The organism is Pseudomonas sp. TE3728 (genome assembly GCF_056279145.1).
Genome location: NZ_JBWBQT010000001.1, coordinates 6,057,077 through 6,082,690, shown reverse-complemented (window position 1 = coordinate 6,082,690; position 25,614 = coordinate 6,057,077). Strand labels below are relative to the sequence as shown.

Below are 25,614 nucleotides of genomic sequence, written 5' to 3'. Positions count from 1 at the left end.
TCATTGCGCTTCCTTAACGTAGGCTTCAAGCGCTTGCTCAAGACGCAGCCAATCCGCTTCATCGGCGGGCAAGCCAAACCTCAGGCTGCTGTTGTGGGTGAACAACCGCAGCAGAATGCCGCGCCGGGCCATGAATTCGTGCAGTGCTTCGGCGCACTCGATGATCAGCCATTGGAACAATGCGCAACCGCCCTGGGGTTTGAGACCGTACTGTTCAAGCAGCAACGCCAGACGCTCGCCGGCCTCGTCAGTACGAATGCGCTGTCGGGTGTGCCCGTCCGTATCCGTCAGGCACGCCTGGCCCAGCACTCGGGTCGGCCCACTGACCGCCCAGGGTCCGACCTGTTCGGCCAGTAGCTTGAGCAACTTGCGCTCGGCCAGCACAAACCCCAGTCGCACACCGGCCAGGCCGAAGAATTTGCCGAAGGAGCGCAGCACGATCAAACCGATCTGATTGGCAAACGGCGCCAGGCTCAAATGCGGGGTGTTGTCCATGAACGCCTCGTCCACCACCAGCCAGCCACCGCGCTGGGCCAGCCGAGAATGCCAATCCAGCAGACGAGCCGGCGTCAGGCTCAACCCTGTGGGATTGTTCGGGTTGACCACCACCAGCACATCGAGGCTGTCGAGAAAGAAATCGACTTCCGACTCCAGCACTTCACGCACGATGTACCCGTTGCGACGCCAGGCTTGGGCGTGTTCGGCGTAACACGGCGACAGCACGCCGACCTTGCCGGCCCGGCGCAACCGCGGCAGCAACTGGATCGCCATTTGCGACCCGGCCACCGGCAACACCTGAGCCGCACCGTAATAGTCGCAGGCAGCCTGCTCCAGACCGTCATCGGTTTCTGGCAACCGCGCCCAGGCCCGCAGCGGGATGTCCGGAACCGGGAATGGCCAAGGCGCCAGGCCACTGGACAGGTCGAGCCAATCGGCTTCGGCAATGCCGTATTCAAGCGCCGCATTGCGCAAGCGGCCACCGTGTTCAAGCATAGAATTCAGCCCCCACGCAGAGAATCAGCAGCCATAACCATACCCCGCGCTGGACCAATTGCCAGCCACGGTCGATGGAATCGGCATCCGCCGGCACGCCTTCGCCCAATTGCGGACGCTGATGCAGTTCACCGTGATAAATCGCCGCCCCGCCCAACTCGACACCCAGCGCGCCAGCACCGGCCGCCATCACCGGCCCGGCATTCGGGCTGTCCCAGGTTGGGCCCTGGATACGCCAGCACTTCAGCGCCAGTCGGGTTTTACCCAGCAGCGCGTAGGTCAACGCCACCAGGCGTGCAGGAATGTAGTTCAGAACATCATCGATCTTCGCCGCAGCCCAACCGAAACGTTCGAAGCGATCGTTGCGATAACCCCACATCGCATCAAGCGTGTTGCTCAGGCGATAGAGCACCACGCCGGGCGCACCCGCCACGGCAAACCAGAACAGCGCGGCGAACACCGCATCGCTGCCGTTCTCCAGCACCGACTCGGTGGCGGCGCGGGCGACTTCGGTTTCATCCAGTTCGCTGGTCTGACGGCTGACCAGATAACCCACACGTTTGCGCGCCTCGATCAGATCATCGCTGCGCAGGGCCTTGGCCACCGGCTCGACGTGCTCGCCGAGACTGCGCATGCCGAGGGCACAATAGAGCAAGAGAATCTCGACAATCCAGCCAACGTAAGGCGCCCAGGAAAGTGCGGTGGCCAACAAGGTCAGCGGCACGACCGCCATCACCCAGGCCGTAACGCCGTGACTGCGCCAGCCGCGGCCACCGGAGTTGAAACGTTGCTCGATGCGATCGGCAAAACGACCGAACGCCACCAGCGGATGCCAGCGTTTGGGCTCACCCAGCAGCGCATCCAGCGCGACCGCGGCGACACTCAACAACGCCACACTCATTGACTCACTCCCCAATAATTTTCATACAGCAATTCGCTGAGTGGACGCGCCTGCGCCCAACCTTCGAGTACCAACATCGGCGCCGGGTAGAATTCCTTGACCGGCCCCAGACAAAGAACGGCCAAAGGCTTGGCCCCGGTCGGTAAACCCAGCAAGTCCGCCAGCGCTTGTGGCTCGAACAATGACACCCAGCCCATGCCAAGGCCTTCGGCGCGGGATGCGAGCCAAAGGTTCTGGATGGCGCAGGACAGCGAGGCCATGTCCATTTCCGGCAATGTACGACGGCCGAAGATATGCCGCTCACGATCGTCCATCAGCGCGGCGACCAGCACCTCGGCGCAGTCGTTGATGCCTTCGACCTTGAGCTTCATGAATTCGTCGGAGCGCTCGCCGAGGGCTTCGGCGGTGCGGATGCGTTCTTCTTCCACCAACTGCTGAATCTTGCCGCGCAGTACCCGGTCGCTGATGCGGATGAAACGCCAGGGCTGCATCAGGCCGACACTCGGCGCTTGGTGCGCGGCTTCGAGCAGACGTCTCAGTAACTCGGGTTCGACGGTGCCGCCGCTGAAGTGCCGCATGTCGCGGCGCTCGGCGATGGCACGATAAACCGCTGCGCGTTCGGCTTCGGAAAATGTGTTGTCGGTCATGGCCTCTTCGCGAGCAAGCCCGCTCCCACATTTGAATTGCATTCCCCTGTGGGAGCGGGCTTGCTCGCGAAGGCGTCCTCAAGGTCAGGCACAAACAGCGCTGCAATCGCCGATGGATTGGACGGAAAATAAAAATGTACATAAGAGGCCGTCATCCGCCCCTCACGATAAACCGCCTCCGCCCCTCGTCCGCCATTGGGGCTCAACCCTCGAGCAATCGGCTCAAGCCCGGTGCTGGTCAGCGAGTGGTGATAGGTGTGCCCACGCAGCAAACCTTCCGGCAATTCGACCGCCTGCAAGGCCAACGCGGCAAGACGCTTCTGCATCACCGCCTCACCGGCCAGCAAGCCAACCAGTTCAGCGCGAGTGCCCTCGACATCGGTCAAGGAATCCAGCAGATACAGCATGCCGCCACACTCGGCCAGCAACGGTTTGCCCGCCGCGTGGTGAGCGCGGATCGCGGTCAGCATCGGCGTGTTTTGCGACAACGCTACATGGTGCAATTCAGGGTAACCGCCCGGCAGATAGAGGCTGTCTGCCTCAGGTAATTCGCTGTCGCGGATCGGCGAAAAGAAAGTCAATTCGGCTCCCATGGCCCGCAGCAGATCCAGGCTCGCGCCGTAGGTAAACGCGAAAGCTTCATCCCGGGCCACGGCAATCCGCACACCGGCCAGCAACGGTTCGGCTGCGATCATTTCAGGCGCGGCGAATTCCACGGCTGGCGGCAGCGCCACATCGCAACTGCTGGCTAATGAGTCGGCCGCCGCATCGAGACGCAGGTCGAGATCATTCAATTCACTGGCCTGAACCAGGCCGAGATGCCGACTTGGCAATTCGATGCCGGTCTCCCGGGACAACGCTCCGTACCAGCGCAAACCTTCAGTCAGGCTGCCTTCGAGCAATTGCGCATGGCGCACGGTGCCGACCCGATTGGCCAGCACACCGGCAAACGGCAAATCCGGCTGATAACGCGCAAGGCCCAGGGCCAGCGCGCCAAACGTCTGCGCCATCGCGGTGCCGTCGATCACGCCGAGCACCGGCACACCGAAGTGCCGCGCCAGATCGGCGCTGGATGGCGTACCGTCGAATAGCCCCATGACGCCTTCGATGAGGATCAGATCGGCTTCGCCAGCGGCTTCCCACAATAGACGACGACTTTCTTGCTCGCCGACCATCCACATGTCGAGTTGATAGACCGGTGCGCCGCTGGCGCGCTCGAGAATCATTGGGTCGAGGAAGTCCGGGCCGCATTTGAACACGCGAACCTTTCGCCCCTGATTGCGATGCAAACGGGCAAGCGCGGCGGTGACGGTGGTCTTGCCCTGGCCGGAGGCCGGCGCGGCGATCAGTACCGCCGGGCATTGACGATGGCTATTCATAAAGTGCAGTTCACAACTCGACGCCTTTTTGCGCTTTGATTCCGGCCTGGAAGGCGTGCTTGATCATGCCCATTTCAGTGACAGTGTCGGCCAGTTCGATCATCTCGGGCTTGGCGCCGCGACCGGTGACCACCACGTGCTGCATCGGCGGACGGGCCTGCAAGTCGCTGAGCACCTGATCGAGATCGAGGTAGCCGTGCTTGAGGGCGATGTTCAATTCATCTAACACCACGAGGCCAATGGCCGGATCACGCAGCAATTCGCGGGACACTGCCCAGGCGGCTTCGGCGGCGGCGATGTCGCGCTGACGGTCCTGGGTTTCCCAGGTAAAGCCCTCGCCCATCACATGAAAACGCACTTGCTCCGGGAAGCGTCGGAAGAACAGCTCCTCGCCGGTGCTGGTGCGCCCCTTGATGAACTGCACCACGCCGCACTGCATGCCGTGACCCATGGACCGCGCAAGCATGCCGAACGCCGAACTGCTCTTGCCTTTGCCATTGCCGGAAAGCACCAGCAGCAAACCGCATTCATTCGGCGAGTTGGCGATGCGTTCGTCGATCACCGCTTTTTTTCGCAGCATGCGCGCCAGATGGCGTTCGTCACGATCGGGAGTATCAGTCATGGGGGAGCTCTCCGTTGGGGCTGGATAACGGCGGGCAGGCACAAGAATAGACGGCAAGAAGCCTGGCATCGCCCACCGTGATGCCGTTGGATGAATCAGGCCGGTCTCCGGGCTCATGAGCGGCTTGCGCCTGACTACGCGCCTTCCCATGTCGACAGTCGACACAGTGGCTAGGGCCTGATGACAGGCCCTCGCGCAGCTTTTACTCATTTACCGTTGCGGGGGCAGCGCCGGGATCGTGATCATTCTTCGCTGGAAGAAATTCATTCACCGGCTTCCCTGTTTCACTCTGTCGACCAAGGTCACAGAGCACCTGAAACAAGCCGCGAAGGTTAGAGGGTTGGGGATGGAGCGTCAATTAAAGCCGGGACACCGCTGAGCGAATAACTGCCGTCGATCAATTAACTGACGCCAATCTTGTGCCAAACTGCCAGCAGTGATATCAAAGAGCCACAACCTGACAACACAATAACAAGGGTGAGCCACATGCAAGGCATGATCATCAGCAATCCGAAGCTGGAATTCCTGCGGCCGGTACTGGAACGCTGGTTTGACTGTATCGACCGCTACAACACCGTGCGCGGCGATAACGATACACCTTACTGGTACGACGAAAACGCCAACCTCGGTCTGCTCTGCGCCGCGGCCTGGATGGCAGAAATGGTCACGCTGGCACAGACGTCGACCCGCAAACAGATCGAAGAAGGCGAACGCAACGCCCGCGCCGATCTGTTTATCGCCAGCAGCGAAGAGCGCGCGTATCTCCAGGCCACCCAGCGCTGGCCACGGGTCAATAGCCTGAACCTGACTCAGGCATTGGCGGACATCACCAGTGACGCGAAGCGAATCAGCTACGCCAGCGATCTGAAACTCGGCTGTCTGTTTGTCGCGCCACAAAAAGCCCAACACAGCGCCACCCCGGAAGAACTCCAGGACATGGTCGACGACCTGCAAAAGGAACATACCTGCGCCGTGGCCTGGTATTTCCCTTACGCCTACCGCAAGTTGCGCAATGAAGCCGGCAACTACCATCCAGGCATCGCTGTTCTGCTCAAGGAAGCCCGCGGCTGACCGGTTGAACCATCGAACGTCTACGCTTCTCTATGATTACGTCAATGCATTCATAGGGAAGATCAGTAATGCGCAAACCCCAGCTCGTTTTCATCATCGCGCTCGCCGGAGGGCTCGCCGCCTGTGGTGAAACCTCCAGCCTGCAAGTCTCGGATGGCACAGGCCCCTCGCCCAAGCTGCCAGAACCGAATAAAACCCTGATCCCGACGGTGAACATCGCCCCGGCGATCGGCTGGCCTGAAGGCAAGAAACCTGTCGCCGCGACCGGGACTCAAGTGGTGGCGTTTGCCGAAGGCCTCGATCATCCGCGCTGGCTCTACGTATTACCAAACGGCGATGTGCTGGTGGCCGAAACCAATGCACCGCCTAAACCCGATGATGGTCAAGGCATTCGCGGCTGGGTCATGGGCAAAGTCATGGGCCGTGCCGGTGCTGGCGTCCCCAGCCCGAACCGCATCACCCTGTTGCGGGACAAGGACCACGATGGCGTTGCCGAAACCCGCACGGTATTCCTGGAAAACCTCAATTCGCCCTTCGGCATGACCCTGGTCGGCAATGACCTGTACGTCGCCGACACTGATCGCCTGCTGCGTTTCCACTATGAAAACGGTGAGACGGCGATCAAGTCGCAGCCCATCAAGGTGGTCGACCTGCCGGGCGGCACGCTGAATCATCACTGGACCAAAAACGTCATCGCCAGCAAGGATGGCAGCAAGCTGTACGTCACCGTGGGCTCGAACAGCAACGTCGGCGAAAACGGCATGGATCAGGAGGAAGGTCGCGCGGCGATCTGGGAAGTGGAACGCGCCACCGGCAATCATCGGATCTTCGCCTCGGGGATTCGTAATCCAAACGGCCTGGCCTGGGAACCGCAGAGCGGCGCACTGTGGACAGCCGTCAACGAGCGTGACGAAATCGGCAGCGACCTGGTGCCGGACTACATCACATCCGTGAAGGATGGCGGGTTCTACGGCTGGCCCTACAGCTATTACGGCCAGCACGTCGACATTCGCGTCGAGCCGCAAAACCCCGACCTGGTGGCCAAGGCGATTGCACCGGACTACGCGGTGGGGCCGCATACCGCGTCACTGGGCCTGACGTTCGCCGAAGGCAGCAAGTTGCCCGCGCCGTTCACCCAAGGCGCCTTCATCGGCCAACACGGCTCGTGGAACCGCAAACCTCACAGCGGCTATAAAGTGATTTTCGTGCCGTTCACCGCCGGCAAACCGACCGGGCAGCCGGTGGATGTGCTCACCGGCTTCCTCACTGACGACGAAAAAGCCATGGGCCGGCCGGTGGGTGTTGTGATCGATCAGCAAGGCGGCTTGCTGGTGGCGGATGATGTGGGGAACAAGGTGTGGCGCGTTTCCGCGGCTAAGTAAATGTCAAAAGATCGCAGCCTTCGGCAGCTCCTACAGGGTGTACGCCATCCAACGTAGGAGCTGCCGCAGGCTGCGATCTTTTCCGGCAGACGCCTACATCCGCTACGGATTATGTGCCAAATGCTCAGGTTGCAAGACGCGCTTGGCGCTCAGGTAGGCTTTCTGCCAGTAAGCCTTGGACAAGCTGTCCAGCTTGACCGTGCCGCCCGTGGCTGGCGCATGGACGAAGCGGCCTTCGCCGACGTAGATCCCGGCGTGGCTGACCTGGGAACCGCCATTGGTGGCGAAGAAAATCAGGTCGCCGGTTTGCAGGCCTTCCTTGCCGACACTGGGGGCTTGCATGCCGATCATCTCGCGGGTGGAGCGCGGCAAGGAAATGCCGGCGACATCGCGATACACATAACCGATCAGACCGCTGCAATCGAATCCGGAATCCGGCGTGTTGCCGCCCCAGCGATAAGGTGTTCCCACCAGGCCCAGCGCGCGAAACAGCACGTCTTCTGCCGCAGGGGAAAAGGCTTGGGAAGGACCGAAAACAATGGGAGCACGAACCACCGGCGCAGGGGGCGGTGTGCGGCTGGCGCAGGCGCTGAGCAGCGCTGCGAAGAATATGAGTGTGAGGCGGGCCGACATCGTCATAAACAGAACATCCTGATCTGGCTGCGGCTTTTTCCACCGAAAAGGCAGAAAAGAAAACCGCCTGCGCAGAACGCAGGCGGTTTGCCATCAATAATAGATCAGGATTCTAGCGGCTACGCGGCAAACTTCAAGTAAGACTTTAAGTTCGCCTTATAAACTGTCCGCTTACTTGCGAGCCGTGACGATAGCCGGGGCCGCAGTCGGCGCCATCGCGAGTGCGCGTTTGGCTTCGATGAAGGTCTTGCTCCAGTAGCTGTCGCCCAGACTATCAATCCGGACACCACCGCTTTTGCGGCTGCTGGAGTGGATGAACTGGTTGTCACCCAGGTAGATCCCGGCGTGGCTGACACGACCGCGACGACCATTGGTGGCGAAGAACAGCAGGTCACCCGGTTTGAGGGCGCTGCGAGCAACCAGAGGCGCGTCAACGTTGATCATTTCGCGGGTGGAGCGCGGCAGGTTCATGCCGGCCTCTTCACGAAACAGATAACCGATGAAGCCGCTGCAGTCGAAGCCGGCCTCGGAGGTGCCGCCAAAACGGTAACGGGTACCGATCAGGGACATGCCACGTTCGAGGATGCTGTCGGCGAGAACCGGAAGCTGGTACGACTTGCCGCCGGCGAAGTCTGCCAGTTCTTTATCGGTGACTAGCTCTTCCTGGAAAAGAACGGAAGAAGACTGCGCGGTAACTGAATTTGAAACCTGCTGTTTTGGCGCTTGCTGGGACACTGGAGAGTGGGCAGCGCAACCGAACAACAGGGTGACGAGTGCGAGAGGCACGAGGGGTGCGAAGCGATTTAGCATGGGCACGACCGTGGCTGATAGTTTCTAAAGAAGCCGCGACTATGCCCGCTATCGACCTCATTTGCAAATTCAATCGATCTGTATGTGACTTTTCGGTTTCTCGTTTACATCTAAGCGCTTAAGCCCATTTTGAACCTTTGCGCAGCCTGCCCTCTTGCAGGAAAGCGGGTTTGTTGACGCCTGGAATATGCCGAAACCCGTGTAAAACCTGAGTTTGATCAGGTTTTTTTACCAACCAAGGGTTTCTTTCAGGAACGGGATTGTCAGCTTGCGCTGGGCTTGAAGGGAGGCCTGATCGAGGCGTTCAAGCAGCTCGAAAAGCGCACTCATGCTGCGGGTACCGCGGGTCAAGATAAAATGCCCGACTTCGTCGGTCAGGTGCAGGCCGCGACGGGATGCGCGCAACTGCAAGGCACGCAATTTGTCTTCGTCAGAGAGTGGGCGCATCTGGAAGATGAGTGCCAGCGTCAGCCGCGACTTGAGGTCTGCCAGCTTCACCGGCAGTTCACGCGGGGATGTCGAGGCGGCGATCAGCAGACGCCGGCCGCTGTCACGCAGACGATTGAACAGATGGAACAGCGCCTCTTCCCAATCCGCCTTGCCGGCGACCGCCTGCAGATCGTCCAGACAGACCAGTTCGTATTGTTCGAGGTTATCGAGGATTTCAATGCCGCGGTCCAACAACTCGGCCAACGGCAGGTACACCGCCGGTTCTCCCAGTTGTTCGAAGCGCAGACACGCCGCCTGCAACAAATGCGTTCGCCCTACCCCGTCCTTGCCCCAGAGGTAAATCAGGCTTTCCGTCCAGCCGGCGTCGGCTTCGCAGAGCCGCTCGACATAGCCGAGTGCAGCGGCATTGGCGCCTGGGTAGTAATTGATAAAGGTAGCGTCATCACGCAGACGCACACCTAGGGGCAGCTGAATCGGTTTCATGCTGACTGAACAGTTCCAAAGGAACCGTTAGTGGCCTCTGTGTAAAGTTTGCGAAGTTTATACCCGTGAGGCTGACCGCACAATGCGACAGACCACAAGCAAAATCAAAGGTTTGCGTTAATGCACTGGTTTTATGACAGTTTCTTTGGCGGCGCATGTGACAGCCGCACGAGGGATACGGGCAAACCTGGCACGAAACCAGGCTGCCCGCCATGAGCGATCAAAAACCCTTACAGCGCGGATTCGTCGACACCACCATAGATATCCGAATCCTTATACAAATCATGTACGTGACGCACCAGGACCATGATCACCGCCGCTACCGGCAATGCCAGCAACACACCGGTAAAACCAAACAGCTCGCCGCCAGCCAGGATGGCGAAGATCACCGCCACCGGGTGCAGGCCGATCCGGTCGCCCACCAGCAATGGTGTCAGGACCATGCCTTCCAGCGCCTGCCCGACCATGAACACCGCGACAATACCGATCATGGGATACAAATCACCACCGAACTGGAACAGGCCGGCAATCAATGCCGCACCAATTCCGATGACGAACCCCATGTACGGCACGATCGCCGCCAGACCGGCAATCAGACCAATCAACAGCCCCAGCTCCAGCCCGACGATCATCAAGCCTGCGGCGTAGATCACACCCAGCGCCAGCATCACCAGCAACTGCCCGCGCACGAAGGCCCCGAGCACTTCATGGCATTCTCCCGCCAAGGTCATGACGCGCTCTTCACGATCACGGGGCAGCAGGCTGCGGATCTTGGCCATCATCAGATCCCAGTCGCGCAACAGATAAAAACTCACCACAGGAATCAGCACCTGATTGGCCAGCAGGCCAATCAGCGCAAGACCTGAAGCCGTCGCCTGACTCAGCACCACCCCGACCACATCGGTGGTCTGGCCCATGTGCTCGCTGAACGCCGCCTTGAGCTTGTCGAATTTCCAGAAGCCATCCGACAACCCAATCTTCGATTGCGCCCACGGCACGGCAGTGTGCTGCAACCAGTCGAGCATTTGCGGCGTCAGCTCATACAAGCGAAATAGCTGCTTGGCGAGCATCGGCACCAACACCAACAGCAATGCGGTGACGAGCAATGTGAATAAGGCAAACACTGCCACCACGCCCCAGGTCCGTGAAAGACCGTATTTTTCCAGCCGATCCACCAGCGGGTCGAACAGATAAGCCAGCAACAGCGCCACCAGGAACGGCGTCAGGATCGGGTGCAACAGGTAAACAAACGCGCAAAGCAGGACCACCCCACCGAGCCAGAACCAACGCCGTGTATCGGCCATGTACCACTCCTGCTTCTATATAAAGAAAAACTACCAGCGAAAACGTAACTGCGGCGTCAGCGCCGGGGCTGGCGCTGCGGCCGGTGTCGAGCCAGCAACCACAGGCTGAACAGGCACCGTTGGAGCCGGCGTCTCACCGGCCGGAATTTCCTGCAACCTGCCCAAAGACAACTGCGCCCGCAGCTGATCGGGGCTGCCGTTGACCCGATAAAGCACGCGGTCGCCGTCGACACTTTGCAGGCGTGCACCAAAAGGCTCCAGCAAACGCCCGAGCGTTGCATAACGCTCCAGGCTCATCCCTTGTACTTCCAGCAATTGCTCGCTCGAAGCGCCCGGTTTGGCGGCAAAACGCGGCGCCAGGCGTTGACTGACCGCCAGCATCACCGCATCGGCCAGCGCGGCGGTATCGGCGCCCTGCACGCTACCGGCTTCTTTCTGATCGCCCAACCATAAACGCCACTTGGCTTGCCATTGGCCACCCTCTTCACGGGCATGCACGGCGAGCAAAGCGTCGGCATTGTAACGGTCGGATGCGCCACGCAACGGTGCCGGGTCGGCACTTTCCAGATTCGGCGCAGTGGCGACAATCTGCTCGTTCAGGTCCGCCAGCGGCAAACGCAGCGGCAGACCACGATGTTGCGCCGCTCGAAGCAGTGGCGTGGCGCTGGCCTGGCCATCGCCGACCAGGCTCGAACCTTCAGTGGAATCGTTCAACCACCAGCCGAGGATCGACGGCCGATTGGCACCCCACACAGCCAACCCGGCACGTCGCAAGGCCTGTTCGGTGGTGGCCGGATCGAAATCGACTTTCAGCACTTGCGGTGGCCCGGCGTCATATCCGAACTGACTGATGATCTGCTGAGGGTCTTTGCGCACGGTCGCCAGCCCCGGGCTCTGCGCCGCCTTTGGGTCGCCAGTCAGGCGCAACACCAACGTATCCAGCGCCCGCTGAGTCGCCTGATCGCGCTCCTCCGGTGTCTGGCTGCTGACGGGCTCGCGCACTTGATAGAGGCCTTTGACGGTTTCGGCATGACCGGTCAGGCTGACCATGGTTAAACAGCCCGCGAACAAGAATTTAAGAAAACGCATAAAAAGATTCCTGACGACAAGAGCGGCTGGAACAGACCGCGTGAAGATGAATGAACCAAGGGTCTGTTGACCACAGGTTCAAGCAAAACATTCACCCGATCCCGGTAAGTTTTCGCACTGTCATAACGATAGACGGTTAATGTCGATACCTTATACAGCCATCCGGGACGCCACCAACACGGGCAATATCGGTTTTTTTAACGCGATATGCCCCTGCCCGTCGGCACGAGGATGGCCGCAGCCCCTCAAGCCTGATAAAATCGCGCGCCTTCGCAGACCGGCAACAGCCGGGCGCCCTGAAATTCGCGTTTGGCAATTGCCCTTCGCCAGCTTCAGTGGCCCCACTGGACTCGGTCGTTACCCCTGAATCCCCCCTAAAGGCCTGGATCATGAGCAAGCAACCCTCCCTGAGCTACAAGGACGCCGGTGTAGACATCGACGCCGGTGAAGCATTGGTCGAACGCATCAAGAGCGTCGCCAAGCGCACTGCGCGCCCGGAAGTCATGGGCGGCCTGGGCGGTTTCGGCGCCCTCTGCGAAATCCCGGCCGGTTACAAACAACCGGTACTGGTCTCGGGCACTGACGGCGTCGGTACCAAGCTGCGCCTGGCGCTGAACCTGAACAAGCACGACAGCATCGGCATCGACCTGGTTGCCATGTGCGTGAACGACCTGGTGGTCTGCGGCGCCGAGCCGCTGTTCTTCCTCGACTACTACGCCACCGGCAAACTGAACGTTGAAACCGCGACCCAGGTCGTGACCGGCATCGGCGCTGGCTGTGAACTGTCCGGCTGCTCCCTGGTCGGCGGCGAAACCGCTGAAATGCCGGGCATGTACGAAGGCGAAGACTACGACCTGGCCGGCTTCTGCGTCGGTGTCGTGGAAAAGTCCGAAATCATCGACGGTTCCAAAGTCGCTGCAGGCGATGCCCTGCTCGCCCTGCCGTCTTCCGGCCCGCACTCCAACGGCTACTCGCTGATCCGCAAGATCATCGAAGTGTCCGGTGCAGACATCGAAAATATCCAGCTCGACGGCAAACCGCTGACCGACCTGCTGATGGCCCCGACCCGCATCTACGTGAAGCCGCTGCTCAAGCTGATCAAGGAAACCGGCGCCGTCAAAGCCATGGCCCACATCACCGGTGGTGGCCTGCTGGACAACATCCCGCGCGTTCTGCCAAAAGGCGCACAAGCGGTGGTTGACGTTGCAAGCTGGACTCGCCCTGCCGTGTTCGACTGGCTGCAAGAGAAAGGCAACGTCGACGAAAACGAAATGCATCGCGTGTTGAACTGCGGCGTCGGCATGGTTATCTGCGTTAGCCAGGAGCACGTTGAAACTGCGCTGAACGTATTGCGTGAAGCCGGCGAGCAGCCTTGGGTCATTGGTCAGATCGCCACCGCTGCCGAAGGCGCGGCCCAGGTTGAACTGAAGAACCTCAAGGCTCATTGATGTCCCAGACCTGTGATGTGGTGGTGCTGTTGTCCGGCACCGGCAGTAACTTGCAGGCCTTGATCGACAGCACGCGGACCGGCGACAGCCCGGCCCGCATCGCTGCGGTGATCTCCAACCGCGCCGACGCCTACGGCCTGCAACGCGCCAGGGACGCGGGTATCGACACCCGCACCCTGGATCACAAGGCTTTCGAAGGTCGCGAGGCCTTCGATGCCGCGCTGATCGAACTGATCGACGCCTTCAACCCCAAACTCGTGGTACTGGCCGGCTTCATGCGCATTCTCAGCGCTGACTTCGTGCGCCACTATCAGGGTCGCCTGCTCAATATCCATCCCTCGCTGCTACCCAAATACAAAGGGTTACACACCCATCAGCGCGCGCTGGAGGCCGGCGACACTGAACACGGCTGTTCCGTGCACTTCGTCACCGAGGAACTCGATGGCGGACCACTGGTCGTACAGGCAGTAATACCGGTAGAGTTGCACGATTCGCCGCAGAGTCTGGCGCAGCGAGTCCATACCCAGGAACACCTGATCTACCCGATGGCCGTACGCTGGTTTGCCGAAGGTCGTTTATCACTCGGTGAACAAGGTGCTTTACTGGACGGACAGCTACTCGCGGCCAGCGGCCACTTGATTCGAACCTAGGAGATTTTATGCGTCGCGCCCTGCTCTTCGCTTGCGCTCTGCTCGCCCTGCCGTTTGCGCAGGCCGCAGACCTTCAACCTTTCTCCGCCAGCTACACCGCCGACTGGAAGCAGTTGCCCATGAGCGGCACCGCCGAACGCAGCCTGACCAAGGGCGCCAACGGCATCTGGAAGCTCAGCTTCAAGGCGTCGATGATGATCGCCAGCCTGACTGAAGAAAGTACCCTGACCCTGGACAAGGACACCCTGCTGCCGCAGTCCTACCACTTCGAACGTGGCGGTCTGGGCAAAGCCAAGAAGGCTGACCTGGACTTCGACTGGACCAACAAAATGGTCACCGGCACCGATCGTGGTGACGCCGTCAAGCTTCCACTCAACCGCGGCATGGTCGACAAGTCCACCTATCAACTGGCGCTGCAGCATGACGTCGCCGCTGGCAAGAAAAGCATGAGCTATCAGGTCGTCGATGACGGCGAAGTCGATACCTATGACTTCCGCGTGCTGGGTTCGGAGAAAGTCGACACCAAGGCTGGCCAGATCGATGCAATCAAGGTCGAGCGCGTGCGCGACCCGACACAAAGCAAGCGCATCACCGTCCTGTGGTTCGCCAAGGACTGGGATTACCTGCTGGTCCGTCTGCAACAGGTCGAAACCGACGGCAAGGAGTACAACATCATGCTCCTCGACGGTACGGTCAACGGCAAGACGGTCAAAGGCAGCTGATCCGCACCAACATGAAAGCCCCGCAAACGCGGGGCTTTTTTTCGTCTGGCATTTGGTTGGGCGAGAGAGCGATCAGCGCACGGTAAAGCGTTGCTGGGCCAGCAGACGGTCGCCCTGGAACACCATGAAACGCCATTCACCGGGAACGACTTCATGGCTTTCGGTGAACTCATACGCCATCACATCCTGCGGAGCACCGGGTACCAGTTTTTGAGTCACTTCCAGTTTGTCATGACGCGCGCCATCCGGAGTACGGATGCCCGGCGTGAAATAGAGCAGCGTCAGTGGCTGGTCTTCGGCGACCTTGCCGGCCAACTGGTAGCGTATACCGAATTTGGTGCCGAGTTTGGCGGGGACGATTTCGGTTTGCTGGATCTGTTCATTGCTGCGGCGCAAAACTCGCTCGCCCGATTGCAGTTCGGCTTTGGGGCCAGCGAACACGCCGTATTCCACTGGGCCTTCGACGCGGACTTCGGCACTGGCCAGACCACTGACGAACATCATTGTGGCCAAGGCGGTTAAACGGGTGAGGTGCATGGTGCGCTCCTTGATTGAGATGAGCGCGAGGGTATGACGCGGGGGTGACAGGACGATGACAACCTTGGGTTCAGCACAATCCTGTGGCGAGGGGGCTTGCCCCCGTTCGGCTGCGAAGCAGTCGTAAACCCATTGCATGCGGTTTAACTTTGAAATCCCGGGGTCGCTTCGCAACCCAACGGGGGCAAGCCCCCTCGCCACAGATTTTGTGTCACTTCGCGACAGCACGAAGCAGGATCCCCCGCCAAGAAAGTGGAACGCGAATTTGAAGGGATGCTCTATAACTTCAGGGTCTTTTTTGATCGAATGACTTTTCCCACTGTCTGCGAGGTTTCCTATGACTGTTACCGTCAATACCGTCTCCGCCGAAGGTTTTCGTCACAGCATCCAGATCGATGACCACGAACTCTTTGCCGATGTGCCGAAAACCTCTGGCGGCGAAGGCTCCGCACCTGAACCCCACGACTACTTCGATGCAGCCCTCGGTGCCTGCAAGGCCCTGACGCTGAAAATGTATGCCAGAAAAAAGGGCATCCCGTTGACGGGCGTCGAGGTTGAAGTCACGCGCGACAACAGTGCAGAGCAGAAAGGCAAATACGCCCTGCACGTCGAACTCACGCTCAAGGGTGTGCTCACCGACGCCCAGCGTGACGAGCTGCACCGCGTGGCCGACCGCTGCCCGGTACACAAGCTGATGACCACTTCCGACATCAGCATCGAAACCCATCTGTCCGAAGGTGCCTTCAGCCAATAGCGGCAAGGGCTGCGTAAGCGGGTTATGCTCCCTGCGTCACCCGCTCAGCCTGGAATGCACCATGCACACGCCACTCGTGATTCGCCCTCGCGCCGAAGATGTCGAAGGCCAGCCGATTCTTCGCCCGTTGCCCTCGCCCAAATGCCGCAACGTCGGACCTTTCGTGTTTTTCGACCACATGCTCGAAACCCGTTATCCGGCGGGCAAAGGCATGAACATCCGTCAGCATCCACACATCGGCCTGTCCACCCTCACCTACCTGTTCGAAGGGCAAATCCAGCACAAGGACAGCCTTGGCTCCAATCAGGTGGTAAATGCCGGTGATGTCAGCTGGATGACGGCGGGTAGCGCAATTGCCCACGTCGAACGCACACCCGAACCATTGAAAGACAGCGGCTTTACGATGCACGGCTTACAGATCTGGCTGGCTTCACCCAAGGATCGTGAACACGGTCCGGGACATTACAGTCACCACCCGGCTGCCACGCTGCCCGTCAGCGATAACCTTGGCGTGAAGATACGGATGATTGCCGGGTCAGGCTTTTGCCTCGAATCGCCGGTCCCGGTGCTTTCTCCTACGCTGTACGCCGAATTGAACCTGCAAACGGCGACCACATTGCTGATTCCCACCGAGCATGAAGAACGAGCACTGTATGTGCTGAGCGGTGAAGCGCAACTGGATGGCGAGCTGCTGGAACCGCACTCGCTGGTGGTGTTGCCGGCCGGAGAAGAGATGACACTGTTCGCCGAGAGCGACTGTCATGCCGTGCTGTTTGGCGGCGCGCCGCTGGATGGGCCACGACGGATCAACTGGAATTTCGTGACCAGTGATCCGGCATTGATCGATGAAGCGCGTCGGCGCTGGGCGGCCGGGGATTGGCCGACAGTGCCAGGGGAAAGTGAGCGGATCGAACTGCCGAAACACCGAAGCCCGCCAACGCCCCTGTAATTGATCGGCTGATCGTTCCCACGCTCTGCGTGGTTGCAGCCCGTGACGCTCCGCGTCCCTAGAGGCATTCCCACGCAGAACGTGGGAACGATCAAAAAACCCGCCGAAGCGGGTTTTTTTACAACGCGGTTAAACCGACAGTTCAACCAGCAGCTTGTTCAGACGGCGCACATAAGCGGCCGGGTCTTTCAAGCTGTCGCCGGCCGCCAGGGCCGCCTGATCGAACAGAATGTGCGACAGGTCGCCGAAGCGCTCGTCGCTCTGCTCGTTGTCGAGTTTCTCGATCAGCGGGTGAGCCGGGTTGAATTCGAAGATCGGCTTCGAATCCGGAACCTTCTGACCGCTGGCTTCCAGGATCTGACGCATTTGCAGGCCCAGGTCCTGCTCGCCGATGGCCAGAATCGCCGGGGAATCGGTCAGACGATGGGACACCCGCACTTCAGCAACAGAGTCGCCCAATGCCGTCTTCAGACGCTCAACCAGGCCTTCTTTGGACTTGGCGACTTCTTCTGCGGCTTTCTTGTCTTCTTCCGAATCCAGATTACCGAGGTCCAGGTCACCGCGTGCCACGTCGACAAAGCTCTTGCCGTCGAAGTCGTTGAGGTAGCTCATCAGCCACTCGTCGATGCGGTCGGTCAGCAGCAGCACTTCGATGCCTTTCTTGCGGAAGACTTCCAGGTGCGGGCTGTTTTTGACTTGTGCGTAGGTTTCGCCAGTCAGGTAGTAGATCTTGTCCTGACCTTCCTTGGCGCGGGCCAGGTAGTCGGCCAGACCTACAACTTGCTCGCCGTCGTCGCCCTGAGTGGACGCGAAACGCAGCAGGCCAGCAATTTTCTCTTTGTTGGCGAAGTCTTCTGCCGGGCCTTCTTTCATGACCTGACCGAAGTTCTTCCAGAAGCCTTTGTATTGCTCAGGCTCGTTCTTCGCCAGTTTTTCCAGCATGTCCAGAACGCGCTTGGTCAGCGCCGACTTCATGGAATCGATGATCGGGTCTTTCTGCAGGATTTCCCGCGACACGTTCAACGACAGGTCGTTGGAGTCGACCACGCCTTTGATGAAGCGCAGGTACAGCGGCAGGAACGACTCAGCCTGATCCATGACGAACACACGCTGCACGTACAGCTTCAGGCCTTTCGGCGCTTCACGCTGGTACAGGTCGAACGGAGCACGGGTCGGCACATAAAGCAGCGAGGTGTACTCGAGCTTGCCTTCGACCTTGTTGTGGCTCCAGCTCAGCGGGTTTTCAAAATCGTGAGCAACGTGCTTGTAGAACTCCTGGTATTCCTCGTCCTTTACTTCAGTGCGAGGGCGAGTCCACAGGGCGCTGGCGCGGTTGACGGTTTCCCATTCAACGGCAGGCTTGTCTTCACCTTCAACGGCTGCCACTTCTTTGGGCAACTCGATCGGCAAGGCGATGTGGTCGGAATACTTCTTGATGATGTTGCGCAGACGCCAGCCATCGGCGAATTCGTCTTCACCGGATTTCAGGTGCAGGACAATGCGCGTACCACGGTCAGCCTTCTCGACGGTGGCGATTTCGAATTCGCCTTCGCCTTTGGACGACCAGTGCACGCCTTCGCTGGCAGCGAGGCCGGCACGGCGACTGAATACGTCAACTTTATCGGCAACGATGAAGGCCGAGTAAAAACCGACACCGAATTGACCGATCAGGTGCGAGTCTTTTTTCTGATCGCCAGACAGGTGTTTCATGAAATCGGCAGTGCCGGACTTGGCGATAGTGCCCAAATGGGTCACCGCGTCTTCACGGCTCATGCCGATGCCGTTGTCTTCGAGGGTGACGGTTTTAGCGTCTTTATCGAAGCTCACACGGATTTTCAGTTCAGCGCCGCCTTCCAGCAAGTCAGGCTTGGCGAGGGCTTCAAAGCGTAATTTATCGACAGCGTCAGAGGCGTTCGAGATCAATTCGCGAAGGAAAATTTCCTTGTTGGAATACAGCGAATGGATCATGAGGTGCAGCAGTTGCTTCACCTCGGTCTGGAAGCCCAGGGTTTCCTTTTGAGTTTCCACACTCATGGTCATCAAACTCCAATCAGATGGCATAAGCCGCGACCTTGAGGTCGACGGCGGGTTGTCCTCAGAGTTGGGGGCTGAGATCAGGATTTCAAGGGCTCTTCGATTTTGAAGTGAGCGCGGGCCGTGGCAATGGGCTCGGCCTCAGTGCTTTGCCAGGCGGTAATCGCCACGTTTGCCACCCGCCGCCCCTGTCGGCACACCTGGCATCTGGCCCAGGTATCGCGAAACTGCCCCGCGCGCAGGTAGTCGAGGGAAAAGTCGATAATCTTCGGCACGCCGGGCGAGCCGGTGAAGATCAGCAGGTGCAGTGCCGCCGAGAGCTCCATGAACCCGGCAATCACCCCGCCATGAATCGCCGGCAATAAAGGATTACCAATATTGTCCTTGTTGGCCGGCAGGCGAAACAGCAGCTCATCCCCGACACGCGAACATTCGACGCCGATCAGTCTGGCGTAGGGAATCAGGTGCGGCAGCGAGGCGTAGTCCCCTTGCGCATGGGCCTGTTGAAGTTGTTCCTTGAACATGTCGGTCATTTCGCCCCTCCAGCAATGACGCCGCCAAAACCTTTAGTGCCTTTAATGCCCTTGCCCATGCGCATGAAGGTACCCACCACATGGGCGATGGGCTGCTCGGGGTCGTCCTGATAGGCAAAACCGCGCGCAAAGATCACGTCGGTGGTCACTCGGTAGCATTGGGCGAAGCCGTACACGTCCTTGTGCGGCTCGGCGGCGTGCATGTAGTCGATGCGCAAGTCGAGCGTCGGACAGACTTCGAATTCGGGCAGCACGCAAAGGGTAGCCATGCCGCAGGCGGTGTCCATCAGCGAGGTCAAGGCTCCGCCATGAATCACCCCGGTTTGCGGGTTACCGACGATCTGCGGGCTGTACGGCAGAATCACCGTCAATCCTTCGCTGCTGGCGCTGTGAACGCGCATGCCGAGTACCTGACAATGCCGCAACGCCGACAGGAATCGCGTCGCACGCTCAAAAACGGGGTTTTCGGCCATTGGATTAAACTCTTCTTAGTGTCTGGGCAAAGTAGCAGGCAAGAAGGAAAAAGTTCCGCTGCAAAACAAACTTATATATCTGTGCGAATTGAGGAACTTAACCCTATTCGCCGTGCTCGAAAGGCCAGTAGATATTTTCCATCAGGAGAAACACCCCATGCGTAAGACTTTAGCTATTGCCTTGATGTTGACCGCTTCCCTCGGTCTCGCTGCCTGCGATAAAAAATCCGAGGACAAAGCTCAAGATGCTAACCAACATGCCGAGCAAGCTCAGGAAAAAATGAGCGAAGCTCAGGATAAAGTGAACGAGGCAGCAAAAGAAAACGCCGAAGCTGCCAAAGCTCAGGCCGAATCGAACGCAGCAGCGACAAAAGAAGCCGCGCCAGAAGCACCTAAAAACTAAAAGCGTTTTTAGTGATAAAAGAAAACCCGCCAAGTGCGGGTTTTCTTTTATCTGCGGCTTTTGTTTGCAATGCAGTATTAGATCAAAATCGTCCTAAAAGTCGGACTAATCATCAGCAACAACGAACACACTAAGCCAACGAACCACACCAGGCTGCGCTGCCAGGCCAAGTCCGCCCAATAGCACAACAGATATAGGATGCGCGCGATCACAAAGACGATCGCCAGCGCATCGATCAGCCATCCCGCCGTCTGCGTGGTGTGCGCCATCAACACCCCCACCGCAAAGATCATGAACGCCTCGAAACTGTTCTGATGGGCCGCCAATGCACGGGCACCGAAGCCTGTAAGTTGCGCCTGCTGTTGGCGCGGCAGGTGATTGTTGTAACCACCCTGCTCGTTCATGGCTTTGGCCACCGGGATCTTTGCCACGAAAATCAACAATGCACTGATAAACACACACCAGAACGGAATACTCATCAAGCAGCCTCCTTGTTAACTTCAGGCAATGGCGCCTCTGTGGGGGTATAGACCATCACATCGAGAACGTCGGAGTGAAATTCGCGGCGATACAACACCAGCACGACGCCGGCACTCATCAACATAAACAACCAGGGACTGACGAACCACGCCAGCATGGTCATGCCGAAGTAGTAGGAACGCAGACCGAAGTTGAACTGGTTGGCCGCCATGGAAATGACACGTGCCGCCCGGGAAGCGAAGGCTTTACGCTCTTGCTCAGACACATGGCGCTCTCCGATCATCGGTGCCGAGCCCACGAGAATGGCCGCAAAGTTGTACTGACGCATGCACCAGCTGAACGTAAAGAACGCATAGACAAACACCAGCGCCAGGCACAACAACTTGATCTCCGACATGCCCTGGGAAGCCTGTTGCACCATCGGGATATCCGCCAGTAACGACACGGCTCTGTCGGACGCACCCCCCCAATACCGTGAGAATACCGGCCAGGATAATCAGCGTGCTGGAAGCGAAGAACGAGGCATTGCGCTCCAGGTTACCGATCACGCTGGCATCGGCAATGCGGTTGTCGCGCAACAGCATGCGGCGCATCCAGTCTTCGCGATACAGGTGCAACACGCTGGCCAGGCACGCGGTGTCGCGGCCTTTCCATGTCGCGTAACGGGTGTAGCCACCCCAGCAGATGACAAACCAGAGCGCGGCGAGGATGTGGATCAGATTGGCGTGGATGAACGACATGCAGGTCCTTGTGGTGCGTTTTCGGAGAACTGAAACCTGTGGGAGCGAGCCTGCTCGCGATGGCGGTAGATCAGCCAACATATCTATTGAATGTAAAGCCGCCATCGCGAGCGGGCTCGCTCCCACATTAGATTTGGCAATGCTTCGACGTTAGCTCAAGGAAAAAGACACTGCATCACGCCCATAAAAAATGCCCCGTATCGATTGATACGGGGCATTTCCATTTTTGCCAGGAAGCAGCTCGAGGCCCGCTTGTGGCGGGTCGTGAAGCAGCTTAAGCCAGCGCTTCTTCGCGCTTGCCCAACAGACGATCGCAGACCACCGCGACCACCAGGGTCATGACCGCTGGCACCAGCCACGCCAGACCCTGCTCGCTCAGCGGCAGGTGAGTCAGCTGAGTCGGCATCCAGCCTGCCAGACCGGCGCCCTTGAGGGCATCGATCAGACCGAAGATGAACGACACCAGCATCACCGGACCGACGATGCGGCCCTGCTCATGCCAGAAGTCCTTGCAGAAGCTCAGCGCTACCAGGGCGATGCACGGCGGGTAGATGGCGGTCAGCACCGGGATCGAGAACGCGATCAGCTTGGTGAGGCCCAGATTGGACACCAACAGGGAGAACGCAGCCAGGATGATCACCAGCGTCTTGTAGGACAGTGGCAGTACACGGCTGAAGTATTCGGCACAAGCGCACGTCAGACCGACCGCTGTCACCAGGCAGGCCAGGGAGATCAGCACCGCAAGGAAACCGCTGCCCAACGAACCAAACGTGTGTTGAACATACGCGTGCAATACCGCCGCGCCGTTGGCAGCACCAGCGGCCACCTCATGGCTGCCCGAACCGAGACGGAACAGACTGACGTAAACCAGCGCCAGGCCCACGCCGGCAATCAGACCGGCGATGATCGCGTAACGGGTGATCAGCGCTGGTGATTCCACGCCACGGGAGCGGATCGCATTAACAATGACAATGCCGAATACCAGCGCACCCAGGGTATCCATGGTCAGGTAACCATTGATAAAGCCTTGGGAGAACGGTGCTGCGACATATTCAGGAGTGGCCACGCCGATATCACCGGCCGGCAACGCAAACGCGGCGATGCCGAGAACGGCCAGGGCGATAATCTTCAGCGGTGCGAGGAAACGTCCTACGGTATCGAGCAGGCGGCCCGGGTAGAGCGAGATGAAGAACACCAGCAGGAAGTACACCGAGCTATAGAGAAACAACGCCAGCGGGCTCTCGCCAGTCAGCGGAGCCAGGCCCACTTCGAACGACACGGTCGCGGTACGTGGCGTTGCGAACAACGGGCCTACAGCGAGGTAGCACGCAGCTGCCAGCAGGCCACCGGCGACTTTACCGATCGGGCTGCTCAAGGCATCCATTGCACCACCGACCTTGGCCAGGGCGACAACGGTGATCACCGGCAAACCAACCGCGGTGATCAGAAAACCCAGCGCCGCCATCCAGACATTAGGCCCGGACTGCAAACCGACGATAGGCGGGAAGATGATGTTGCCAGCCCCGACGAACAGGGCAAATGTCATAAAACCCAGTGCCAGGATGTCCTGGCCTTTCAACACTTTCATTAAGGAAATACCACACTACTGAATCGGAATTTAGAGAGGGATTTCCCTTATGGGTGAGGGAAATGCTGTCGGCCCGTATAGGACTAACCCGTTTAGCGCGTCGCTGCCTTGTGGGCCGCGGACGCAAAAATGGCTGCTAGCCTAACGAATTTGCACGACAAACGCACTGTTACAGGGCGAACTATCCGATACGCGACATTTCAATGTCGCGTTTACATATCTAATTTTCCTTGAAGATCAAAAGATCGCAGCCTTCGGCAGCTCCTACATGGGATCGCATTCCAACTGTAGGAGCTGCCGAAGGCTGCGATCTTTTGATCTTTGAAAATGACAAAGGCCACCCGAAGGTGGCCTTTGTTTGGCGAAGCGTCAGTTAAGCGCGAGGCTTACTTGATCGCCCAACCGGTCAGCTCGGACAAAGCCTTGCCGATGTCTGCCAGCGAACGCACGGTTTTAACGCCTGCGTCTTCCAGGGCAGCAAACTTCTCGTCTGCAGTGCCTTTGCCGCCAGAGATGATTGCGCCAGCATGGCCCATGCGCTTGCCCGGAGGAGCAGTCACACCAGCAATGTAGGAAACAACCGGTTTGGTCACGTGTGCCTTGATGTAGGCAGCCGCTTCTTCTTCAGCCGAACCGCCGATCTCGCCGATCATCACGATCGCTTCGGTCTTCGGGTCTTCCTGGAACAGCTTCAGGATGTCGATGAAGTTCGAACCCGGGATCGGGTCACCACCGATGCCGACGCAAGTCGACTGACCGAAACCGGCGTCAGTAGTCTGCTTCACAGCTTCGTAGGTCAGGGTGCCGGAACGGGAAACGATACCGACCTTGCCTGGCAAGTGAATGTGACCTGGCATGATGCCGATCTTGCATTCGCCTGGAGTGATCACGCCTGGGCAGTTAGGACCGATCAGGACTACGCCCAGCTCGTCGCACTTGACCTTGGCATCCAGCATGTCCAGGGTAGGAATGCCTTCAGTGATGCAAACGATCAGCTTGATGCCGCCGAATGCCGCTTCCAGGATGGAGTCCTTGCAGAAAGGTGCTGGAACGTAGATCACGCTGGCGGTGGCGCCAGTGGCGGCTACAGCATCTTTCACGGTGTTGAACACTGGCAGACCCAGGTGTTCGGTGCCGCCTTTGCCTGGAGTTACACCACCAACCATCTTGGTGCCGTACTCGATGGCTTGCTGGGTGTGGAAACTACCTTGCGAACCGGTAATACCCTGGCAGATAACTTTGGTGTCTTTATTGATCAGGACGCTCATTATTTGCCCTCCGCAGCTTTGACAACTTGTTGAGCAGCGTCGGTCAGGCTGGTAGCAGCGATGATGTTCAAACCGCTTTCTGCCAGTACTTTAGCGCCCAGCTCAGCGTTGTTGCCTTCAAGGCGAACAACAACCGGGATTTTCACGCCGACTTCTTTCACAGCGCCGATGATGCCTTCGGCAATCATGTCGCAACGAACGATGCCGCCGAAGATGTTGACCAATACTGCAGCGACGTTAGTGTCGGACAGGATGATCTTGAACGCTTCGGTAACGCGTTCTTTGGTAGCACCGCCGCCCACGTCGAGGAAGTTGGCTGGTTTGCCGCCATGCAGGTTGACGATGTCCATGGTACCCATGGCCAGGCCAGCACCGTTGACCATGCAACCGATGTTGCCTTCCAGTGCTACGTAGTTCAGTTCGAACTTGGCAGCGTGCGCTTCGCGCGGATCGTCTTGCGACGGATCGTGGAAAGTCTTCAGCTTAGGCTGACGGTACATGGCGTTGGCGTCGATGTTGATCTTGGCGTCGAGGCAATGCAGGTCGCCGTCAGCCTTGATCACCAGCGGGTTCACTTCCAGCAGAGCCAGGTCGTGATCCTTGAACAGCTTGGCCAGACCTACAAATATCTTGGCGAACTGAGCAACTTGCTTGCCTTCCAGACCCAGCTGGAATGCCAGCTCGCGACCCTGGAATGGCTGAGCGCCAACCAGTGGATCGATAGTGGCCTTGAGGATTTTCTCAGGGGTGTCGTGAGCGATTTTCTCGATGTCCACGCCACCTTCGGTGGAAGCCATGAACACGATGCGACGGCTCGAACGGTCAACGACAGCGCCCAGGTACAGCTCTTTAGCGATATCAGTGCACGATTCAACCAGGATCTTGGTGACTGGCTGGCCATTGGCATCAGTCTGGTAAGTCACCAGACGCTTGCCCAACCACTGTTGAGCGAATGCTTTGGCGTCTTCTTTGCTGCGAACCAGCTTTACGCCGCCCGCTTTACCGCGACCACCAGCGTGGACCTGGGCTTTGACAACCCACTCGGTGCCGCCGATTTTGTCGCAAGCTTCTGCTGCTGCTTCCGGGGTGTCTACTGCGTAGCCGGTGGAAACTGGCAGGCCGTATTCAGCGAACAGCTGCTTACCCTGATACTCGTGAAGATTCATGCTTATTACCGTCTTCGTTAGGTACTGCGCATTCGGTGCTGCACCGTTCTGGTGCCGCACCACCTGTGACTGCTGCTTGCGTAGCTTTCCAGTTACCCGGTGCAG

The 25,614-nt window shown here is 58.9% G+C and carries 26 protein-coding genes, 1 pseudogene and 1 riboswitch; of the genes and pseudogenes, 8 read left to right on the top strand and 19 right to left on the bottom strand.

Annotated elements, in window-relative coordinates; translation table 11 throughout:
* Genes cobD through cobO form a run of 5 tightly spaced genes read right to left on the bottom strand, consistent with a single transcriptional unit; the run spans nt 1 to nt 4,542 of the window.
* Complete coding sequence (gene cobD, locus ACZ89R_RS26875; protein WP_123496169.1) at nt 1–993, bottom strand: threonine-phosphate decarboxylase CobD; 993 nt, start codon at nt 991–993, stop codon at nt 1–3.
* A complete protein-coding gene (gene cbiB / locus ACZ89R_RS26870) occupies nt 986–1,894 on the bottom strand; it encodes an adenosylcobinamide-phosphate synthase CbiB (protein WP_123496167.1) in 909 nt (302 codons plus the stop codon). Before cbiB ends, cobD begins: the two co-directional genes overlap by 8 nt.
* Nucleotides 1,891–2,541, bottom strand: coding sequence for a 5,6-dimethylbenzimidazole synthase (gene bluB, locus ACZ89R_RS26865; RefSeq protein WP_123496165.1), 651 nt, complete (start codon nt 2,539–2,541; stop codon nt 1,891–1,893). The genes cbiB and bluB overlap by 4 nt, the downstream gene beginning before the upstream one ends.
* Entirely contained in the window at nt 2,538–3,920 is a 1,383-nt protein-coding gene (locus ACZ89R_RS26860; protein WP_429547571.1) for a cobyrinate a,c-diamide synthase, read from the bottom strand. Before ACZ89R_RS26860 ends, bluB begins: the two co-directional genes overlap by 4 nt.
* Before the next feature lie 10 nt (nt 3,921–3,930).
* Nucleotides 3,931–4,542, bottom strand: a complete 612-nt coding sequence (gene cobO / locus ACZ89R_RS26855) for a cob(I)yrinic acid a,c-diamide adenosyltransferase (protein ID WP_008071512.1) — start codon at nt 4,540–4,542, stop codon at nt 3,931–3,933.
* 81 nt (nt 4,543–4,623) lie between these two features.
* Nucleotides 4,624–4,874: riboswitch (cobalamin riboswitch) on the bottom strand.
* Between the two features lie 154 nt (nt 4,875–5,028).
* Between cobO and ACZ89R_RS26850 the strand changes: the two genes are divergently transcribed.
* Both ACZ89R_RS26850 and ACZ89R_RS26845 read left to right on the top strand, forming a co-directional pair.
* Entirely contained in the window at nt 5,029–5,613 is a 585-nt protein-coding gene (locus ACZ89R_RS26850; RefSeq protein ID WP_123496161.1) for a hypothetical protein, read from the top strand.
* A gap of 68 nt (nt 5,614–5,681) precedes the next feature.
* Complete coding sequence (locus ACZ89R_RS26845) at nt 5,682–6,995, top strand: PQQ-dependent sugar dehydrogenase (RefSeq protein ID WP_123496159.1); 1,314 nt, start codon at nt 5,682–5,684, stop codon at nt 6,993–6,995.
* Nucleotides 6,996–7,097: 102 nt separating this feature from the next.
* On the opposite strand, the gene ACZ89R_RS26840 is transcribed toward ACZ89R_RS26845, so the two are convergent.
* The 5 genes from ACZ89R_RS26840 to ACZ89R_RS26820 form a co-directional block, all read right to left on the bottom strand.
* Nucleotides 7,098–7,634, bottom strand: a complete 537-nt coding sequence (locus ACZ89R_RS26840; protein ID WP_063342954.1) for a C40 family peptidase — start codon at nt 7,632–7,634, stop codon at nt 7,098–7,100.
* Nucleotides 7,635–7,799: 165 nt separating this feature from the next.
* Nucleotides 7,800–8,438, bottom strand: a complete 639-nt coding sequence (locus tag ACZ89R_RS26835) for a C40 family peptidase (RefSeq protein WP_218394223.1) — start codon at nt 8,436–8,438, stop codon at nt 7,800–7,802.
* 228 nt (nt 8,439–8,666) lie between these two features.
* The gene (gene hda / locus ACZ89R_RS26830) at nt 8,667–9,371 is read right to left on the bottom strand and encodes a DnaA regulatory inactivator Hda (RefSeq protein ID WP_007898944.1); all 705 of its coding nucleotides are present in this window, start codon (nt 9,369–9,371) and stop codon (nt 8,667–8,669) included.
* Between the two features lie 230 nt (nt 9,372–9,601).
* The gene (locus tag ACZ89R_RS26825; protein ID WP_429547572.1) at nt 9,602–10,675 is read right to left on the bottom strand and encodes an AI-2E family transporter; all 1,074 of its coding nucleotides are present in this window, start codon (nt 10,673–10,675) and stop codon (nt 9,602–9,604) included.
* 30 nt (nt 10,676–10,705) lie between these two features.
* Nucleotides 10,706–11,764, bottom strand: coding sequence for a DUF2066 domain-containing protein (locus ACZ89R_RS26820; protein ID WP_429547573.1), 1,059 nt, complete (start codon nt 11,762–11,764; stop codon nt 10,706–10,708).
* A gap of 389 nt (nt 11,765–12,153) precedes the next feature.
* On the opposite strand from ACZ89R_RS26820, the gene purM reads away from it, so the two are divergent.
* Genes purM through ACZ89R_RS26805 form a run of 3 tightly spaced genes read left to right on the top strand, consistent with a single transcriptional unit; the run spans nt 12,154 to nt 14,584 of the window.
* A complete protein-coding gene (gene purM / locus ACZ89R_RS26815) occupies nt 12,154–13,212 on the top strand; it encodes a phosphoribosylformylglycinamidine cyclo-ligase (protein ID WP_008071503.1) in 1,059 nt (352 codons plus the stop codon).
* Nucleotides 13,212–13,862, top strand: a complete 651-nt coding sequence (gene purN, locus ACZ89R_RS26810; RefSeq protein ID WP_018925121.1) for a phosphoribosylglycinamide formyltransferase — start codon at nt 13,212–13,214, stop codon at nt 13,860–13,862. The genes purM and purN overlap by 1 nt, the downstream gene beginning before the upstream one ends.
* An 8-nt stretch (nt 13,863–13,870) precedes the next feature.
* Nucleotides 13,871–14,584: a DUF3108 domain-containing protein gene (locus tag ACZ89R_RS26805; protein ID WP_429547574.1), complete on the top strand. Its 714-nt coding sequence runs from the start codon at nt 13,871–13,873 to the stop codon at nt 14,582–14,584.
* 72 nt (nt 14,585–14,656) lie between these two features.
* Here the strand turns inward: ACZ89R_RS26805 and ACZ89R_RS26800 are convergent, their stop codons facing one another.
* Nucleotides 14,657–15,121 (bottom strand): DUF3859 domain-containing protein, encoded by a 465-nt coding sequence (locus ACZ89R_RS26800; protein ID WP_429547575.1) that lies wholly within the window; start codon nt 15,119–15,121, stop codon nt 14,657–14,659.
* A gap of 337 nt (nt 15,122–15,458) precedes the next feature.
* On the opposite strand from ACZ89R_RS26800, the gene ACZ89R_RS26795 reads away from it, so the two are divergent.
* Nucleotides 15,459–15,875, top strand: coding sequence for an OsmC family protein (locus ACZ89R_RS26795; protein ID WP_429547576.1), 417 nt, complete (start codon nt 15,459–15,461; stop codon nt 15,873–15,875).
* A 61-nt stretch (nt 15,876–15,936) separates the two neighbouring features.
* Nucleotides 15,937–16,824, top strand: coding sequence for a pirin family protein (locus ACZ89R_RS26790; protein ID WP_429547577.1), 888 nt, complete (start codon nt 15,937–15,939; stop codon nt 16,822–16,824).
* Nucleotides 16,825–16,953: 129 nt separating this feature from the next.
* Here ACZ89R_RS26790 and htpG read toward each other — a convergent pair whose 3' ends face one another.
* From htpG to ACZ89R_RS26775, 3 genes are all read right to left on the bottom strand, one after another.
* Nucleotides 16,954–18,858, bottom strand: coding sequence for a molecular chaperone HtpG (htpG, locus tag ACZ89R_RS26785; protein ID WP_123496661.1), 1,905 nt, complete (start codon nt 18,856–18,858; stop codon nt 16,954–16,956).
* An 80-nt stretch (nt 18,859–18,938) separates the two neighbouring features.
* The gene (locus ACZ89R_RS26780) at nt 18,939–19,391 is read right to left on the bottom strand and encodes a PaaI family thioesterase (RefSeq protein ID WP_429547578.1); all 453 of its coding nucleotides are present in this window, start codon (nt 19,389–19,391) and stop codon (nt 18,939–18,941) included.
* Nucleotides 19,388–19,864, bottom strand: a complete 477-nt coding sequence (locus tag ACZ89R_RS26775) for a PaaI family thioesterase (protein ID WP_095051822.1) — start codon at nt 19,862–19,864, stop codon at nt 19,388–19,390. Before ACZ89R_RS26775 ends, ACZ89R_RS26780 begins: the two co-directional genes overlap by 4 nt.
* Nucleotides 19,865–20,021: 157 nt before the next feature.
* Here ACZ89R_RS26775 and ACZ89R_RS26770 point away from each other — a divergent pair, with 157 nt between their 5' ends.
* Nucleotides 20,022–20,267 (top strand): hypothetical protein, encoded by a 246-nt coding sequence (locus ACZ89R_RS26770; protein WP_123496139.1) that lies wholly within the window; start codon nt 20,022–20,024, stop codon nt 20,265–20,267.
* Between the two features lie 77 nt (nt 20,268–20,344).
* On the opposite strand, the gene ACZ89R_RS26765 is transcribed toward ACZ89R_RS26770, so the two are convergent.
* The 5 genes and pseudogenes from ACZ89R_RS26765 to sucC form a co-directional block, all read right to left on the bottom strand.
* Entirely contained in the window at nt 20,345–20,746 is a 402-nt protein-coding gene (locus ACZ89R_RS26765) for an MAPEG family protein (protein ID WP_429547579.1), read from the bottom strand.
* A pseudogene (locus tag ACZ89R_RS26760) lies at nt 20,746–21,487 on the bottom strand (DUF599 domain-containing protein). Before ACZ89R_RS26760 ends, ACZ89R_RS26765 begins: the two are co-directional and overlap by 1 nt.
* A gap of 274 nt (nt 21,488–21,761) precedes the next feature.
* A complete protein-coding gene (gene brnQ, locus ACZ89R_RS26755) occupies nt 21,762–23,075 on the bottom strand; it encodes a branched-chain amino acid transport system II carrier protein (RefSeq protein WP_429547580.1) in 1,314 nt (437 codons plus the stop codon).
* A 386-nt stretch (nt 23,076–23,461) separates the two neighbouring features.
* Nucleotides 23,462–24,343 (bottom strand): succinate--CoA ligase subunit alpha, encoded by an 882-nt coding sequence (sucD, locus tag ACZ89R_RS26750; RefSeq protein WP_123496133.1) that lies wholly within the window; start codon nt 24,341–24,343, stop codon nt 23,462–23,464.
* Nucleotides 24,343–25,509 (bottom strand): ADP-forming succinate--CoA ligase subunit beta, encoded by a 1,167-nt coding sequence (sucC, locus tag ACZ89R_RS26745; RefSeq protein WP_007898980.1) that lies wholly within the window; start codon nt 25,507–25,509, stop codon nt 24,343–24,345. Before sucC ends, sucD begins: the two co-directional genes overlap by 1 nt.
* Nucleotides 25,510–25,614: the final 105 nt, after the last annotated feature.